Raw genomic sequence first — 13,929 nt, 5'->3', positions numbered from 1 at the left:
CAGGCCAGGATCACAGGTTCGCCGGACAGGCGCCCGGCTGAGTGCTGAAGGTGACCATGTAGAGCAGATCCAACTGCTTGCCATAACCCTTGATCGTCTTGCCATTCTTGCCAGCCAGGCCGTACAGGCTCATTGGCTCGACGCCGAACAATGGGAACCGCACATCGGTCATGCCGGCGCCGTAGCAGGTATAGCGGCCACCGGTCGTGTCCGAGCCATCGGCCAGCGTGAAGGCGCCATTGGGACCGAAGGTGGCGGTGTAGCTGACACTGCTCCAGCCATTGCTGAAATTCAAGGTCAGGCACTGGGTCCGGCCGGCCAGGGCTTGGCAGGTGTCGGTTTGTGCCTGGACGGCGATGGTCGTCAGCGCGAAGAACGCCGTGGCGAAGAGTCGGGTGCAGCTGTGCATGTTCTGGATCCCTGAGTGATCGTGGTGTGACAGACGCCGCGCAGTACGGGCGCCGCTGTTCAATATACCGAAACAAGCGGGCCCGCCCGTGCCAGTTGCTCAGCCACCCTGCATGCGCTCGATCTGCTCGTCCAGCTCGGTGGCCTGCTGGGCCCAGTAGCTGGGCGAGGCGAACCAGGGGAAGGCGGCCGGGAAGGCCGGGTCGTTCCAGCGCTCGGCGATCCAGGCGCTGTGGTGGACCATGCGCAGCGTGCGCAGCGGCTCGATCAGCCGCAGCTCGCGGTCGTCGAAGTCAGCGAAGTCGGCGTAGGCGTCCAGCAGCGCCCACTGGGCCGCCTGCACCGCGTCGCGCTCGCCGGGCAGCAGCATCCACAGGTCCTGGATCGCCGGGCCGGTGCAGCAGTCGTCGAAGTCGACGAAGTTGGGGCCGGCGAACGCGCCCTCGTCGCGCCACAGCACGTTGCCCGGGTGGCAGTCGCCATGCAGGCGCAGCGTGGCCAGCGGGCCGTGGCGCGCGAAGGCGGCGTCCACCAGGGCCAGCGCGCGCTCGCTGCTGTGGATCCAGCGGCCGGCGGTCTCGGGGCTGACCAGGCCGCTGTCGATCAGGCGCTGGCGCGGCGCGTGGCCGAAGGTCTGCACATCCAGCCGGCGCCGGTGCTCGAAGTGCCCGCGCCGGCCCACGGTGTGCAGCCGGCCCATCAGCCGGCCCAGCCAGGCCAGGGTGTCGGGGTGTTCCAGCTCGGGGGCGCGGCCCACGCGGCGCTCGGTCACGGCCAGGCGGAACTCGCCGCCCTCGGGGCAGCGCCAGTGGGCCAGCGTGGGGGTCAGGGCGGACAGGCGCAGCTCGTCGGCCACGCCGTCGCGCGGCTGCAAGGGCAGCGGCGCCACCACCGGCAGGTCGGCCTCGGCCAGTTCGGCACAGAAGGCATGCTCCTCGGCGATCTGGGCATCGCTCCAGCGGCCGGGGCGGTAGAACTTGGCGACCACGACGCGGCCGTCGTCCAGATGGGCCTGGACGACGCGGTTTTCGTAGGAATTGAGCTGCAGCAGCCGGCCGTCGGGCTCCAGGCCGGCCAGGAACAGGGCCTGCAGGATCCCTGCGGGATCGAGCGTCGCATAGGGGGCGTCGGTCATCGGGGCATGGTACGCCCCGTGTCCGCAGCGCTACTCGATCGTGCTGCGGCGCACGCGGGCGATGCCGTCCTTGACGTCCTGGATCAGGCCCAGCAGCGCATCCACCGTGCGAGCACCCTGCTTCAGGCCGTAGTTCAGCTCGGCCGCCTGCTCCTCGATCAGTTCCTCGAAGTGCGAACCCACGGTCTCGGAGGGCAGCTTCAGGCGCGCCTCGGCCTCGCCGCCCTCGCGCTCCAGCGTGGCGCCGGCATTGCGGGCGATGCGCAGCATGGCGGTGTTCTCGCTCAGCGCGTGGATGATCAGGGTGTCGATGTGGCGGTTGCGGGCGTGCAGCACCGCGTGGTCAAAGAGGCGCGCGCCGAAGCCGCGGCCGCGGGCCTGGGGCGAGACCGAGACGCCGAACTCCGCCATCGGCCGCTCGCCCGGCACGTCGGGCAGGTAGGCCAGGTGGGCCATCGCGATCAACTCGAGGCGGCGGTTGAAGACGCCGAAGACCTCGTCGCGGCGGAAATCCAGCAGGTCGACATAGCGGCCGATCTGGGCGTCGTTGGCGGCGTAGCCGAAGCGCAGGTAGCGGTCGTGTCCCTCCAGGCCCAGCAGGTGGGTCAGCACGCGCGGCCGCTGCCGCTCGGACAGCGAGCGGATCGGCACCCAGCGGAAGGCCGGGGCGTGGGCCTCGGGCCGGGTGGCCGGCTCGGGCGGGGGAAACACGGGGTCGCTCATGGAGGGGCGCTCCGGTGACTAAGGGATAACCCGCACTGTACACAGATCCATCCCGTCACGGTGAGGAGGAGACCCTGTATTTCCGGTCAGATGACCGCCTGGTGTGGTTCCGGTGCCTGTGTTATGATCCGCGGCTTCGCCCGTTTTCGGCTGGGGTGAGGTTCACAACTGCGGTGCCTTTTTGGGCGGTTGCAGGCGTGAATGCCGGTGCCACACCGGGGGGCCTGAGAGGCTGCAGCAAGCAGCACCGATGGTGCCCGGAGCCCGGTTCACAGCCGTTTCTTCTCACTCAAGAGATCCCTCATGAAGACCTTCAGCGCCAAGCCGGCCGAGGTGACGCACGAGTGGTTTGTGATTGACGCCACCGATAAGGTGCTCGGACGTGTCGCCAGCGAAGTGGCACTCCGTCTGCGCGGCAAGCACAAGGCCATCTACACGCCTCACGTCGATACCGGTGACTTCATCGTCATCGTCAACGCCGACAAGCTCCGTGTCACCGGCAACAAGGCCAACGACAAGATCTACTACCGTCACTCGGGCTTCCCCGGCGGCATCTACGCCACGAAGTTCAAGGACATGCAAGCCAAGCACCCCGGCCGCGCGCTGGAGAAGGCCGTCAAGGGCATGCTGCCCAAGGGTCCGCTTGGCTACGCCATGATCAAGAAGCTGAAGGTGTACGCCGGTGCCGAGCACCCGCACGCCGCCCAGGCCCCCAAGGCCCTGGAAATCTGAGGAGCGGTTGAATGATCGGTAACTGGAACTATGGCACCGGCCGTCGCAAGTCGTCGGTCGCCCGGGTCTTCCTGAAGAAGGGCACCGGCCAGATCGTCGTCAACGGCAAGCCCGTCGACAAGTACTTCGGCCGCCAGACCTCCATCATGGTGGTCCGTCAGCCCCTGGTGCTGACCGAGAACAACGAAGCCTTCGACGTGCAGGTCAACGTGCACGGCGGCGGCGAGTCCGGCCAGGCCGGTGCGGTCCGCCACGGCATCACCCGCGCCCTGATCGACTACGACGCGGCCCTCAAGCCCGCCCTGAGCAGCGCCGGCTACGTCACCCGTGACGCCCGCGAAGTCGAGCGCAAGAAGGTCGGTCTGCACGGCGCCCGTCGTCGGAAGCAGTTCAGCAAGCGCTGATCGATCACCCGGTTTTTGCGGGTATCCACGGAAGGCCGCCGCAAGCGGCCTTTCGCGTCTTCGGGCCACACTGCCGCACCATGCGCTGGAAGCTCCTTCGCCGCCGCTTCTCGATCTCCGCCCCGCGGATGATCGTGCGCAGCCACCTGCCCTGGCCGCTGCGCTGGGCGGTGGCGGCGCTGGCGCTGGGCTTCTCGGCGGCGATCGCGCTGTGGGCCTTCGAATTCGGCAAGGACCTGGCGGGCCTGGACAAGGACGCCAAGGTCGAGCTCGAGCAGCTGCGCGCCGAGGTGCGCACGCTGCGTGACGACAAGGACAAGGCGCAGTCCATCGCCAACACGGCCGAGAGCCTGCTCAAGGCCGAGAAGGTCGCGCAGGAGCGGCTGGCGGTGCAGTTGCGCCAGGTCGAGGCCGACAACCTGCAGCTCAAGGCCGACCTGGGCTTCTTCGAGCGCCTGCTCCCAGCCGCCGGCCAGAATGGCGACGCGCCCCAGGTGCGCGCCTTCCAGGTCGAGGCCGACGGCCCGGGCAAGCTGCACTACCAGGTGCTGGTGATGAGTCCGGCGCGCGTGGCCGCGCCCAGCGAGGGGCGCTACGAGCTGACGCTGTCGGGCACGCAGGACGGCAAGCCCTGGACGCAGCCCATGCCCGGCGGGCCGCAGCCCTTCCAGCTGCGCCAGTACCTGCGCCTGGAGGGCCATCTGGACCATCCGCCTGCGGCGGTGGTAAAACTCGTGCAGTTGCGGGTGCTGGACGCCCGCGGCGCCGTGCTGGCCAGCCAGACGGCTCGCCTGTGACAACAACGTTGGGAACCTGGAGACGATCACCATGTGGTTCAGCCGCAAGAAGCAACCCCCGATCCGCAGCCTGATCGGCGAGGGCACCGCCGTGCATGGCGAGCTGCGTTTCAGCGAAGGCCTGCGCGTGGATGGCGAGGTCATCGGCGACGTCATCGCCGCCGGTGACGGCGCCAGCCTGGTGGTGATCTCCGAGAATGCCCGCATCATGGGCAAGGTGATCGCCGGCCATGTGATCATCAACGGCGAAGTGCACGGCCCGGTGGCCTCGAGCGAGCTGCTGGAGCTGCAGCCCAAGGCGCGCATCGTCGGCGACGTGCACTACCACGCCCTGGAAATGCACCAGGGCGCCAAGATCGACGGCGAACTGCGCCACGCCAGCGCCACTGACGACAAGCCGACGCTCAAGCTGGCGGCGTCGAACGACCACTGACCCCTTCCATTGCCTCAAAGGACCGATCCATGAACGCCGTGACCGAGAACCTGGCCCCCGCCGCCGGCGAGATGCCCGCACCGCTGGTCTTCACAGACAGCGCCGCCGCCAAGGTGGCCGATCTGGTCGCCGAGGAGGGCAATCCCGAGCTGAAGCTGCGCGTCTTCGTGCAGGGCGGCGGCTGCTCGGGCTTCCAGTACGGCTTCACCTTCGACGAAGTCGTCAACGAAGACGACACGCAGATGAGCAAGAACGGCGTGACGCTGCTGATCGACGCGATGAGCCTGCAGTACCTGGTCGGCGCCGAGATCGACTACAAGGAAGACCTGCAGGGCGCGCAGTTCGTGATCCGCAACCCGAACGCCACCACCACCTGCGGCTGCGGCTCGAGCTTCTCGGTGTAAGTGTCTGCACCCGGCTGCGGGCTCCGCAGCCACCCTTCAGGAGAGGGTGCGCCGGCCGCTGCGGAGCGGCCGACACCGACCAGCCGCCCACGGGCGGCTTTTTCACGCCTGCAGCGACCGGACCGATCAGGCCGGGTAGAGCGCGCCCAGCACGCGCGGTCCGCGCGCCCCGGTGACCGCCGGCAGGTTGGCGGGCTGGCGCATCAGGTGCGCCCCGGCCAGCCAGGCAAAGGCGGTGGCTTCGACCTGCATCGGCGGCAGGCCCTCGGCCGCGGTGCTGCGCACGCGCACGCCAGGCAGCAGCCGCGTCAGGCGCTGCATCAGGTCGGCGTTGAGCGCGCCACCACCGCAGACCAGCAGATCGGTGGTCTGCGGGGCGTGGCGATGCAGCGCCTCGGTGGCGGCCCGGGCGGTGAACTCGGCCAGCGTGGCCTGCACATCCTGGGGCGACACGCCCGCGCAGCGCTGCAACTGCGCTACCAGCCAATCGGCGTGGAACAGGTCGCGCCCAGTGCTCTTGGGCGGCGCCTCGGCCAGATAGGGCTCGGCCATCAGCCCGCCCAGCAGCGCCCCGTGCACCTGACCACTCGCGGCCCACTGGCCATCGGCATCGAAATCCTGGCCGAGGTGCTGCTGCACCCACAGGTCCAGCAGGGCATTGCCCGGGCCGCAATCGAATCCCGAGACCGGCGCCCCACCCGCCGGCAGCAGCGTCAGGTTGCCGATGCCGCCGAGGTTCAGCACCGCGCGGGCCTGGTCCGTCCGCCCGAAGACCTGGGCATGGAAGGCGGGCACCAGCGGCGCCCCCTGGCCGCCGGCGGCCACGTCGCGGCTGCGGAAGTCCGCCACCACGTCAATGCCGCAGCGCTCGGCCAGCAGCGCGGGCTGGTTGAGCTGCCAGGTGTAGCCGGTGCCGTCGACCGCGCCGGGCCGGTGGCGCACGGTCTGGCCATGCGAGCCCACCGCGCGCACGTCGGCGGCGCTCAGACCGCTGTGCGCCAGCAGGGCCTGCACCACCTCGGCCTGCGCCTCGGCCAGGGCATTGGCCGCCAGGGCGGCGCGGTGCAGTTCGTCGGGGCCGGACGTGTTCAACGCCAGCAGCTCGGCCCGCAATGCGGGCGGCATCGGCCGGTGCACATGGGCCTCGACCTGCAGCTGCGGTGACAGCCGGGCCAGCACACCATCGATGCCGTCGAGCGAGGTGCCCGACATCAAGCCGATGCAGCGCATCGGTTCAGCCGATCACTCGAACTGGCCAGGGTGGCCGTCGATGCGGGTGGCCAGCGCCAGCTGGCTGGACACGGTCTGCGCTAGGCTGGCGAAACGGCCGCGCTGCGCAGGGTCGAGCTCGATCACCTCGGAGGCCTTGGCGATGACCTGCGGGTCCTGGTGCTGACCGCCCACCAGGAACTCGAAGTGCAGGTGCGGGCCGGTGGCCCAGCCGGTGGCGCCCACGGCACCCAGGCGATCACCCTGGCCGACCCGCTGGCCCTTGCGCACATCGATGCGGCTGAGGTGGGCGTAGACCGTTTCGCGGCCGCCGCTGTGCTGGATGCGCACCACGTTGCCATAGCCGTTCTGCCAGCCGCTGAAGACCACGCTGCCGTCGCCGACGCTGCGCACTGGCGTGCCGGTCGGGGCGCCATAGTCGGTGCCCAGGTGGGCGCGCCAGGTCTTGTGGATCGGGTGGAAGCGCATCGCGAAGCCCGAGGTCACGCGCGAGAACGCCAGCGGGCTGGACAGGAAGGCGCGCCGCTTGCTCTGGCCTTTGAGGTCGTAGTAGCCACCGCGGCCTTCGCCGAACCAGGCGGCCTGGTAGGTCTTGCCGTTGTTGACGAACTCGGCGGCCAGCAGCCGGCCATTGCCCCAGGGCACGGGCTCGCCGTCGGCGCTGAGCGATTCGTAGATCAGGCTGAAGCGGTCGCCCTTGCGCAGCTCGCGGCGGAAGTCGATGTCGGTGGAGAAGACCTCGGCCAGCTGCACCGCGACGCCGTCGGGGATGTTGGCCTCGTCGGTGGCGGCGAACAGCGAGCTGTCGATGCGGCCGCTGGCCAGGCGCGGCAGGCGTTCCAGCGGGCGCTGCTCGGCGCGGCTGCTGAAGTGCTCGCCCTGGCGGGTGATCTCGAAGCGGTGAAAGAACTGCGGCACCGGCGAATCGGCCTCGTCCACCGGGAAGCGCGCGACCAGGGACAGCAGGCGGCCCTGGGCATCGACCTGGGCCTGCACCAGCTTGCCGGGGCGGCCTTCGATGAGGCGGCGGGCCAGCGCGTCGCTGCGCATCCACTGCGCCGCGGCGGCGTCTTCCACGCCCAGGCGGCGCAGCAGGCTGTCGGCGGTGTCGCTGGCGCGGGTGACGTCGCCGCGCGTGAGCTGCAAGCGCAGGCCGGCCAGGGCCTCGAGCTGACCGTCCAGGCTGGGCGGCACGATGGGTTCGAGCAGCAGGCGCTGCGGCAGCTGCGCGGCGTCAGGGGCCAGCGGCGCGATGCCGAAGGCGGTGACACCGAAACCGGCCAGGCCCAGCAGGGTGCTCAGGGCCAGGCCGCGGTGGTGGGCGCGCGTCCAGCGGCCCACGCGGGCCAGCAGGTCTGCGGCGAATTCAGGCAAAGCGGTTCCCAGCGGCATCGATCAGGTCGTTGTGTGAGGTGCCGCCGGGGCGGCAGGGTCGGCGCAGGCCGGCCCTTAGAATCACGGCGCTGCTCGGGAAGCAGCAGCCTGCGCGGTGGCAGGTGCTTGCCACGGGTCTGACCCGCTGGCCCGGCAGAGTTCCCCGATTCTACCGACCCCCACGATCGTGGGGATTGTCGTGATCCCTTGGTGCCCCCGATGTCCCAGCCCGATTCCCAGAACCCCAGCGAGCGCGTGCTCGAAGCGCTGGCCGTCAGCCGCCGCGGCTGCGCCGAACTGCTGCCCGAGGCCGACTGGCTGAAGAAGCTGCAACGGTCGGAGGCCAGCGGCCAGCCGCTGCGCATCAAGCTGGGCCTGGACCCCACCGCGCCCGACATCCACCTGGGCCACACGGTGGTGCTCAACAAGATGCGCCAGCTGCAGGACCTGGGTCACCAGGTGATCTTCCTGATCGGCGACTTCACCTCGATGATCGGCGATCCGTCGGGCCGCAACGCCACCCGCCCGCCGCTGACGCGCGAGCAGATCGAGGCCAACGCCCAGACCTACTACGCCCAGGCCAGCCTGGTGCTGGACCCGGCCAGGACCGAGATCCGCTACAACAGCGAATGGAGCGACCCGCTGGGCGCGCGCGGCATGATCGAGCTGGCCGCCAAGTACACCGTGGCGCGCATGCTCGAGCGCGACGACTTCACCAAGCGCTTCCAGAGCAACACGCCGATCTCGGTGCACGAGCTGCTCTACCCGCTGATGCAGGGCTACGACTCGGTGGCGCTCAAGAGCGACCTGGAGCTGGGCGGCACCGACCAGAAGTTCAACCTGCTGGTGGGCCGTGCGCTGCAGAGCGAGTACGGCCAGGAGCCGCAGTGCATCCTGACGATGCCGCTGCTCGAAGGCCTGGACGGCATCGAGAAGATGTCCAAGTCCAAGAACAACTACGTGGGCATCACCGAGCCGGCGAACACCATGTTCGCCAAGATCCTGTCGATCAGCGACGAGCAGATGTGGAAGTGGTTCACGCTGCTGTCCTTCCGCCTCGAGCGCGAGATCGAGGCGCTGAAGGCCGAGGTCGCCGCGGGCCGCAACCCCAAGGACGCCAAGGTGATGCTGGCCAAGGAGATCACCGCGCGCTTCCACAGCGCCGCGGCGGCCGACGCGGCCGAGCAGGACTTCAACAACCGCGCCAAGGGCGGCATTCCCGACGAGATCCCCGAGCTGGCGCTCAGCGGCGCCCCGATGGCGATCGGCGCGCTGCTCAAGGCCGCCAACCTGGTGCCCAGCACCAGCGAGGGCCTGCGCATGGTCGAGCAGGGCGGTGTGCGCATCGACGGCGCGGTTGTCTCGGACAAGGGCCTGAAGCTCGACGCCGGCACCATGGTGCTGCAGGTCGGCAAGCGCAAGTTCGCCCGTGTGACACTGTCGTGATCCGTTTGACCAGGAGCCCCTTGATGAAGTCCCTTGCCGCCGCCCTGCTGGCCCTCACCCTGTTCGGCGCCGCCCAGGCCCAGGACGCCAACCCGGCGCTGGCCGCGGCGGCCAAGGAACCCGGCGCCAAGACCACCGCCAGTGGCCTGGTGTTCCGCAGCCTGAAGGACGGCACCGGCGGCAGCCCGGTGGCGGCCGACACCGTGCGCGTGCACTACCGCGGCACGCTGACCGACGGCAAGGAGTTCGACAGCTCCTACAGCCGCGGCCAGCCCGCCGAGTTCCCGCTGGGCCGCGTGATCCCCTGCTGGACCGAAGGCCTGCAGCTGATGAAGACCGGCGGCAAGGCCAAGCTGACCTGCCCCTCGGCGATCGCCTATGGCGGCCGGGCGATTGGCGACCTGATCCCGCCGAACTCGACCCTGGTCTTCGACGTCGAGCTGCTGGGCATCGTCAAGCGCTGATCACGGGTCGGGCGTGGCGGCGCGCAGCGTCGCCTGTGCCTGGGCCAGCCATTGCGGCTCGGCCGCCCGGGCGCGCGCCACGGCGCGCTCAGCCGCGTCATGCGCCGCACCCATGTCGCCGCGCATCAGCCGCAACTGGGCCAGGTTGTTCCAGGCCACCGCGCTGTCGCCCTGGGCCAGCCAGGCCTGCAGCACGGCCTCGGCCTCGGGGCCGCGGCCGGCATCGGCCAGGGCCTGCGCCCAACCCACGCTGATCGACAGCCGCTGCGGCCAGCGCGCCGCGGCCGAGGCCCAGGCGCGAGCCCGCTCCCGGGCCGGGGCCTGGGCGCGGTCCAGGCCCAGCAGCGCGGCCACGGCCGGCGCCTCGTCCACCTGCGGGGGCCAATGGCCCGGTGGCAGCACCGCCAGGGCCCAGTGGCCGCTGCGCGCCCAGGTGGCCTCCAGCGGCGACAGGTCCCACAGCGCCTGCGCCCGGGTGCCGGTGTGCAGGCGCACGGTGCCGGCGTCCAGGTCGTAGCCGGTCAGCAGCACATAGTGCCAGCGCGGCCAGATCGGCAGCGACAGGTTCAGCAGCAGCGCGGCCGGGTGGCCCTGGGCCACCAGCGCCAGCAGCGCGTCCAGCCGCGGCGGCAACTCGACCGACAGCATGGCGTGGCGGCGGGGTGCGGCCAGCATCTCGGCCTGCAGCGTGCCGCCGCGGCCAGGCAGGTAGACCTGCGCGCGCAGGGTCTCGAGCGGCACCGGCCGACCGGCAGCCGCCAGCGCGGCCGACAGCACGGCGGGCCCGCACAGCTCGTCGTCGTCGGCCACGAAGGGGGCGTCCGCCAGCCAGTGGCGGCGCGGCAGGCCCGGCGGCGACTGCGCCCGCAGCGCCGCGCCCATCGGCGCAGGCGCCAGCGTCGCGCAGCCGCTCAGCGCCGGCGCCAGCAGGCCAGCGGCCAGCGCGTCACGCCGGCGCATCGGGCCTGGCGACTCAGCGCACCGAGCGGGTGAACGGGAAGACCTTGGTCAGGCCCAGGATGTCAGTGACCAGCAGCAGCACGAAGATGAAGACCAGCACGCCGACCAGGTCGCTGGCGCCGGCCGGGGCGCTGTCGATCGTGCGGGCCAGTTGCTGGGCCTCGGCGTCGCTCAGCGCGGCCACGCGGGCGCGGGCCTGGTCGAGGTCGACGCCGCGGGCCTGCAGGCCGGCCTGCACATCGGCGCGGGCCAGCGAGGCGTCGATCAGCGCGCGGGCGTCGGCGGCCGGGCGCAGCGCCAGGCCTTCGTCGACGGCCACGGCCTCGGCCGCAATGCCAGCCGCCTGGGCGGGTTGCATGAAACCGGCGAAGCTGAGGCTGGAGGCCAGCAGCAGGGTGAAGGTGCGGTGAGCGAGGCGCATGGTGTGTATCAGAGTCAGTGGACCGCTCAATGTTACGAATTTCGCCAAGCCCCTTGTGACGACCTGTTGCGGGCGACAATCGCGGCATGCAAGTGAGTTCTTACCTGCGCCTGTCGGTCGTGGCGGCGCTGGCCACCATTGCGCTGAAGGCCGGCGCCTGGTGGCTGACCGGCTCGGTCAGCCTGTTGTCGGATGCGCTGGAGTCGCTGGTCAACCTGGCCGGCGCCACCTTTGCGCTGGCCATGGTGACGATCGCCGCGCAGCCGGCCGATGAAGACCACCCCTATGGCCACCACAAGGCCGAGTACTTCTCCAGTGGCTTCGAGGGCGTGCTGATCCTGGGCGCCGCGGCCGGCATCATGCTGGCCGCGCTGGACCGCTGGCTGCACCCGCAGCCGCTGGAGCGGCTGGACTGGGGCCTGGCGCTGTCGGTGGCCAGCTCGGCCATCAATGGTGCGCTGGCCTGGAGCATGCTGCGCGCCGCCCGCGAACACCACTCGATCGCGCTGGAAGGCGATGCGCGGCACCTGATCACCGACGTCTGGACCTCCGTGGGCGTGGTGATCGGCCTGATCGCGGTGCAACTGACCGGCTGGCTGTGGCTGGACCCGCTGGCCGCGATGCTGGTGGCGCTGAACATCATCCGCGAGGGCGTCTCGCTGGTGCACCGCTCGGCCGATGGCCTGATGGACCGCGCGCTGGAGCCCGAGCACCAGGCCGCCATTCACGCGGTGCTGAAGGACTTCGACCACGCCACCATCCGCTTCGACCACCTGACCACGCGCCGCGCCGGCGCGCGCCGCTTTGCCGACATGCACATGCACATGCCGGCCAGCTGGACGCTGCAGCGCGCGGCGGCGCTGCGCGCATCGGTGGAGCAGGCGCTGATGAGCGCGGTGCCGGGCCTGCGGGCCACGATCCAGCTGCTGCCGATGGACGTCGAAGCCCACTTCGACGACCCCAAGGACCTGCTGTGATCGCCGTGCTGCAGCGCGTGCGCGAAGCGCGCGTGGAGGTGGCCGCCCAGGTGGTGGGCGCGATCGGGCCGGGCCTGCTGGCCCTGGTCTGCGCCGAGCCGGCCGACACGCCGGCCACCGCCGCGAAGATGCTGGACAAGTGGCTCAAGCTGCGCATCTTCAGCGACGAGGCCGGCAAGATGAACCGCAGCCTGCAGGACCTGGATGGCGCGGGCACGCCGGGTGGCCTGCTGATCGTCTCGCAGTTCACGCTGGCCGCCGACACGGCGGGCGGCAACCGCCCCAGCTTCAGCGCCGCCGCGCCCGCCGCGCAGGGGCGCGCGCTCTACGACGCGCTGCTGGCCCTGGCCCGCGAACGCCATGCCGGCCCGGTGGCCTGTGGCGAGTTCGGTGCCGACATGCAGGTGCACCTGGTCAACGACGGCCCGGTGACGATCCCGATGCGCCTGCCCTGAAACGCAACGGGCGCCCGAAGGCGCCCGTGTGGGGTGTCCGTGGCCGGCGATCAGCCGGCGGTCAGGCGCCCATCAGTCCGCATACTGACCGGCCGCCTTGATCGCGGTGCCGAGCTTGTTGATCTCGGACTCGACGAACTTCTTGTGCTCGGCGGGGTTGACGCGCGCATCGGTCACGACCACCGCGCCCAGCGCCTCTTCACGCTTGAGGAACTCGGGGTCCTTCAGTGCGGCCTTCAGCGCCGCATTGAGCTTGTCCAGCACCGGCTTGGGCGTGCCCTTGGGGGCGTACATGCCGTGCCAGATCGTGACGTTGAAGCCCTTCAGGCCCGACTCGTCCAGCGTCGGCAGCTTGGCCAGCGCCGGTGCGGTCAGGTGCTTGAGCGTGCTGACCGCGAAGGCCTTGACCTTGCCGCTCTCGATCTGGCCGGTGGTGTTGGTGGTCTGGTCGCACATCAGGTCGACCTGGCCGCCCAGCAGGTCGGTCATCGCCGGGGCGGTGCCCTTGTAGGGCACGGTCGTCATGTCCACCTTGATGGCCTGCTGGAACATCAGGCCGCACAGGTGCGAGGCCGAGCCCAGGCCGGCGTTGGCCAGGTTGATCTTGCCCTTGTTGGCCTCGATCCACTTGGCCAGCTCGGCGTAGTTGGCGGCCGGCAGCGTGGGGCGGCCGATCAGGGTCATCGGCACCTCGTTGATCATGCCCAGGTACTCGAAGTCGTCCAGGGTCTTGTACTGCAGCTGGCGGTACAGCGAGGGCGAGGTGGCCATGCCCACGTGGTGCAGCAGCAGGGTGTAGCCGTCCGGGGCGGCCTTGGCCACCTTGGTGGCGCCCAGCGTGCCGCCGGCACCGCCGACGTTCTCGATCACGATGGTGCCGCCCAGCGGCTTGCGCAGCGCTTCGGCCAGGTCGCGCGCCACCTTGTCGGTCGGGCCGCCGGCCGCGAAGGGTACGACGATGGTGACCGGCTTCTCGGGGTACTCGGCCAGGGCCGGCAGGGCCAGCGCGGTCAGCGCGATGGCGGCAAGGGTCTTCAGGCGCAGTTGCATGCGATGTCTCCTGGGTACATGACAAGGGGTGGCCGGATGGTAGGGGTGCGGCAGGGACCCGCCATGTGGGGAACTACGTAATCCCTGCCGCTGGCATCACAATCGGCGCATGAGCCGCATCATCCGATTCGACCTGCCCGCCACCGCCCCGGAGCTTGACCACCCGCGCGAGGAGCGCCGGGAACAGGGCAACCCCGAACGCCACACCTGGACGCTGTATGAGCCGCCCGGCCAGGGTCTGGCCGCCGGCATCTGGGACTGCGAGCCCGGGCGCTGGCGCATCGTCTTCGGCCCGAACGAGCATGAGTACTTCGTGGTCCTCAGCGGCCGGGTGCGGGTGCATGATGCGCAGGGCGGCTTCACCGAGGCCGGCCCGGGCGAGGCCATCGTCATTCCACCGGGTTTCGAGGGCAGTTTCGAGGTGCTGGAGAAGGTCCGCAAGCACTTCGTGATCGTCGACCGCTTGTCCTGATCGCTTGACTTTGCCGGCGGCCGGTCGCAGCCTGCGGGTGGGAG

At 70.4% G+C, this 13,929-nt stretch carries 18 protein-coding genes; 10 read left to right on the top strand and 8 right to left on the bottom strand.

Translation table 11 applies throughout. The features are described 5' to 3' along the window. Nucleotides 1–10 precede the first annotated feature (10 nt). The 3 genes from KAK07_RS14300 to KAK07_RS14290 all read right to left on the bottom strand — a co-directional run bounded on the left by KAK07_RS14300 (nt 11) and on the right by KAK07_RS14290 (nt 2,266). Nucleotides 11–409 carry a hypothetical protein gene (locus tag KAK07_RS14300; protein WP_210861456.1) on the bottom strand — a complete coding sequence of 133 codons (399 nt, stop codon included), beginning with the start codon at nt 407–409 and terminating at the stop codon, nt 11–13. Between the two features lie 99 nt (nt 410–508). Next, a complete protein-coding gene (locus KAK07_RS14295) occupies nt 509–1,543 on the bottom strand; it encodes a serine/threonine protein kinase (RefSeq protein WP_210855879.1) in 1,035 nt (344 codons plus the stop codon). Nucleotides 1,544–1,573: 30 nt separating this feature from the next. Beyond that, nucleotides 1,574–2,266, bottom strand: coding sequence for a GNAT family N-acetyltransferase (locus KAK07_RS14290; RefSeq protein ID WP_210855877.1), 693 nt, complete (start codon nt 2,264–2,266; stop codon nt 1,574–1,576). Between the two features lie 303 nt (nt 2,267–2,569). On the opposite strand from KAK07_RS14290, the gene rplM reads away from it, so the two are divergent. The 5 genes from rplM to erpA all read left to right on the top strand — a co-directional run bounded on the left by rplM (nt 2,570) and on the right by erpA (nt 5,036). Next, entirely contained in the window at nt 2,570–2,998 is a 429-nt protein-coding gene (gene rplM / locus KAK07_RS14285; protein WP_210800381.1) for a 50S ribosomal protein L13, read from the top strand. 11 nt (nt 2,999–3,009) lie between these two features. After that, nucleotides 3,010–3,402 (top strand): 30S ribosomal protein S9, encoded by a 393-nt coding sequence (gene rpsI, locus KAK07_RS14280; RefSeq protein WP_210855875.1) that lies wholly within the window; start codon nt 3,010–3,012, stop codon nt 3,400–3,402. 80 nt (nt 3,403–3,482) lie between these two features. Continuing rightward, on the top strand, nt 3,483–4,199 hold the full coding sequence (locus KAK07_RS14275; RefSeq protein WP_210855873.1) for a DUF6776 family protein: 717 nt from the start codon (nt 3,483–3,485) through the stop codon (nt 4,197–4,199). 31 nt (nt 4,200–4,230) lie between these two features. Then, nucleotides 4,231–4,632: a bactofilin family protein gene (locus tag KAK07_RS14270; RefSeq protein WP_210855872.1), complete on the top strand. Its 402-nt coding sequence runs from the start codon at nt 4,231–4,233 to the stop codon at nt 4,630–4,632. A gap of 29 nt (nt 4,633–4,661) precedes the next feature. Further along, a complete protein-coding gene (gene erpA / locus KAK07_RS14265; protein WP_210855869.1) occupies nt 4,662–5,036 on the top strand; it encodes an iron-sulfur cluster insertion protein ErpA in 375 nt (124 codons plus the stop codon). A gap of 126 nt (nt 5,037–5,162) precedes the next feature. On the opposite strand, the gene KAK07_RS14260 is transcribed toward erpA, so the two are convergent. Together KAK07_RS14260 and KAK07_RS14255 are read right to left on the bottom strand one after the other, a co-directional pair. Further along, entirely contained in the window at nt 5,163–6,266 is a 1,104-nt protein-coding gene (locus tag KAK07_RS14260) for an anhydro-N-acetylmuramic acid kinase (protein WP_210855867.1), read from the bottom strand. Nucleotides 6,267–6,278: 12 nt separating this feature from the next. After that, nucleotides 6,279–7,658, bottom strand: a complete 1,380-nt coding sequence (locus KAK07_RS14255) for a M23 family metallopeptidase (protein ID WP_210855865.1) — start codon at nt 7,656–7,658, stop codon at nt 6,279–6,281. Nucleotides 7,659–7,859: 201 nt separating this feature from the next. Between KAK07_RS14255 and tyrS the strand changes: the two genes are divergently transcribed. Both tyrS and KAK07_RS14245 read left to right on the top strand, forming a co-directional pair. Beyond that, nucleotides 7,860–9,086 carry a tyrosine--tRNA ligase gene (gene tyrS, locus KAK07_RS14250; protein ID WP_210855863.1) on the top strand — a complete coding sequence of 409 codons (1,227 nt, stop codon included), beginning with the start codon at nt 7,860–7,862 and terminating at the stop codon, nt 9,084–9,086. Nucleotides 9,087–9,109: 23 nt separating this feature from the next. Beyond that, nucleotides 9,110–9,550: an FKBP-type peptidyl-prolyl cis-trans isomerase gene (locus KAK07_RS14245; RefSeq protein ID WP_210855861.1), complete on the top strand. Its 441-nt coding sequence runs from the start codon at nt 9,110–9,112 to the stop codon at nt 9,548–9,550. Here KAK07_RS14245 and KAK07_RS14240 read toward each other — a convergent pair whose 3' ends face one another. Further along, on the bottom strand, nt 9,551–10,510 hold the full coding sequence (locus KAK07_RS14240) for a PA2778 family cysteine peptidase (RefSeq protein WP_210855860.1): 960 nt from the start codon (nt 10,508–10,510) through the stop codon (nt 9,551–9,553). It lies immediately after the preceding gene. 13 nt (nt 10,511–10,523) lie between these two features. Then, nucleotides 10,524–10,931 (bottom strand): PA2779 family protein, encoded by a 408-nt coding sequence (locus KAK07_RS14235; RefSeq protein ID WP_210855858.1) that lies wholly within the window; start codon nt 10,929–10,931, stop codon nt 10,524–10,526. Between the two features lie 86 nt (nt 10,932–11,017). On the opposite strand from KAK07_RS14235, the gene KAK07_RS14230 reads away from it, so the two are divergent. After that, on the top strand, nt 11,018–11,908 hold the full coding sequence (locus KAK07_RS14230; RefSeq protein WP_210855856.1) for a cation diffusion facilitator family transporter: 891 nt from the start codon (nt 11,018–11,020) through the stop codon (nt 11,906–11,908). After that, nucleotides 11,905–12,363 (top strand): D-aminoacyl-tRNA deacylase, encoded by a 459-nt coding sequence (gene dtd / locus KAK07_RS14225; RefSeq protein ID WP_210855854.1) that lies wholly within the window; start codon nt 11,905–11,907, stop codon nt 12,361–12,363. Before KAK07_RS14230 ends, dtd begins: the two co-directional genes overlap by 4 nt. A 72-nt stretch (nt 12,364–12,435) precedes the next feature. Here the strand turns inward: dtd and KAK07_RS14220 are convergent, their stop codons facing one another. Then, complete coding sequence (locus KAK07_RS14220) at nt 12,436–13,413, bottom strand: tripartite tricarboxylate transporter substrate-binding protein (RefSeq protein WP_210855852.1); 978 nt, start codon at nt 13,411–13,413, stop codon at nt 12,436–12,438. A 109-nt stretch (nt 13,414–13,522) separates the two neighbouring features. Between KAK07_RS14220 and KAK07_RS14215 the strand changes: the two genes are divergently transcribed. Beyond that, nucleotides 13,523–13,885, top strand: a complete 363-nt coding sequence (locus KAK07_RS14215) for a cupin domain-containing protein (protein WP_210855850.1) — start codon at nt 13,523–13,525, stop codon at nt 13,883–13,885. The last annotated feature ends 44 nt before the right edge of the window (nt 13,886–13,929 follow it).

This window comes from Ideonella alba (genome assembly GCF_018069875.1).
In the GTDB taxonomy this organism is placed as follows: Bacteria; Pseudomonadota; Gammaproteobacteria; order Burkholderiales; family Burkholderiaceae_C; genus Ideonella; species Ideonella alba.
The sequence above is the reverse complement of the archived record's forward strand: the minus strand, read 5'-3'. Positions and strand labels throughout refer to the sequence as shown.

Coding starts and splice junctions, on each gene's coding strand:
- KAK07_RS14300 (WP_210861456.1), bottom strand. CDS start 409: ATGCACAGCTGCACCCGACTCTTCGCCACGGCGTTCTTCGCGCTGACG.
- KAK07_RS14295 (WP_210855879.1), bottom strand. CDS start 1,543: ATGACCGACGCCCCCTATGCGACGCTCGATCCCGCAGGGATCCTGCAG.
- KAK07_RS14290 (WP_210855877.1), bottom strand. CDS start 2,266: ATGAGCGACCCCGTGTTTCCCCCGCCCGAGCCGGCCACCCGGCCCGAG.
- rplM (WP_210800381.1), top strand. CDS start 2,570: ATGAAGACCTTCAGCGCCAAGCCGGCCGAGGTGACGCACGAGTGGTTT.
- rpsI (WP_210855875.1), top strand. CDS start 3,010: ATGATCGGTAACTGGAACTATGGCACCGGCCGTCGCAAGTCGTCGGTC.
- KAK07_RS14275 (WP_210855873.1), top strand. CDS start 3,483: ATGCGCTGGAAGCTCCTTCGCCGCCGCTTCTCGATCTCCGCCCCGCGG.
- KAK07_RS14270 (WP_210855872.1), top strand. CDS start 4,231: ATGTGGTTCAGCCGCAAGAAGCAACCCCCGATCCGCAGCCTGATCGGC.
- erpA (WP_210855869.1), top strand. CDS start 4,662: ATGAACGCCGTGACCGAGAACCTGGCCCCCGCCGCCGGCGAGATGCCC.
- KAK07_RS14260 (WP_210855867.1), bottom strand. CDS start 6,266: ATGCGCTGCATCGGCTTGATGTCGGGCACCTCGCTCGACGGCATCGAT.
- KAK07_RS14255 (WP_210855865.1), bottom strand. CDS start 7,658: ATGCCGCTGGGAACCGCTTTGCCTGAATTCGCCGCAGACCTGCTGGCC.
- tyrS (WP_210855863.1), top strand. CDS start 7,860: ATGTCCCAGCCCGATTCCCAGAACCCCAGCGAGCGCGTGCTCGAAGCG.
- KAK07_RS14245 (WP_210855861.1), top strand. CDS start 9,110: ATGAAGTCCCTTGCCGCCGCCCTGCTGGCCCTCACCCTGTTCGGCGCC.
- KAK07_RS14240 (WP_210855860.1), bottom strand. CDS start 10,510: ATGCGCCGGCGTGACGCGCTGGCCGCTGGCCTGCTGGCGCCGGCGCTG.
- KAK07_RS14235 (WP_210855858.1), bottom strand. CDS start 10,931: ATGCGCCTCGCTCACCGCACCTTCACCCTGCTGCTGGCCTCCAGCCTC.
- KAK07_RS14230 (WP_210855856.1), top strand. CDS start 11,018: ATGCAAGTGAGTTCTTACCTGCGCCTGTCGGTCGTGGCGGCGCTGGCC.
- KAK07_RS14220 (WP_210855852.1), bottom strand. CDS start 13,413: ATGCAACTGCGCCTGAAGACCCTTGCCGCCATCGCGCTGACCGCGCTG.
- KAK07_RS14215 (WP_210855850.1), top strand. CDS start 13,523: ATGAGCCGCATCATCCGATTCGACCTGCCCGCCACCGCCCCGGAGCTT.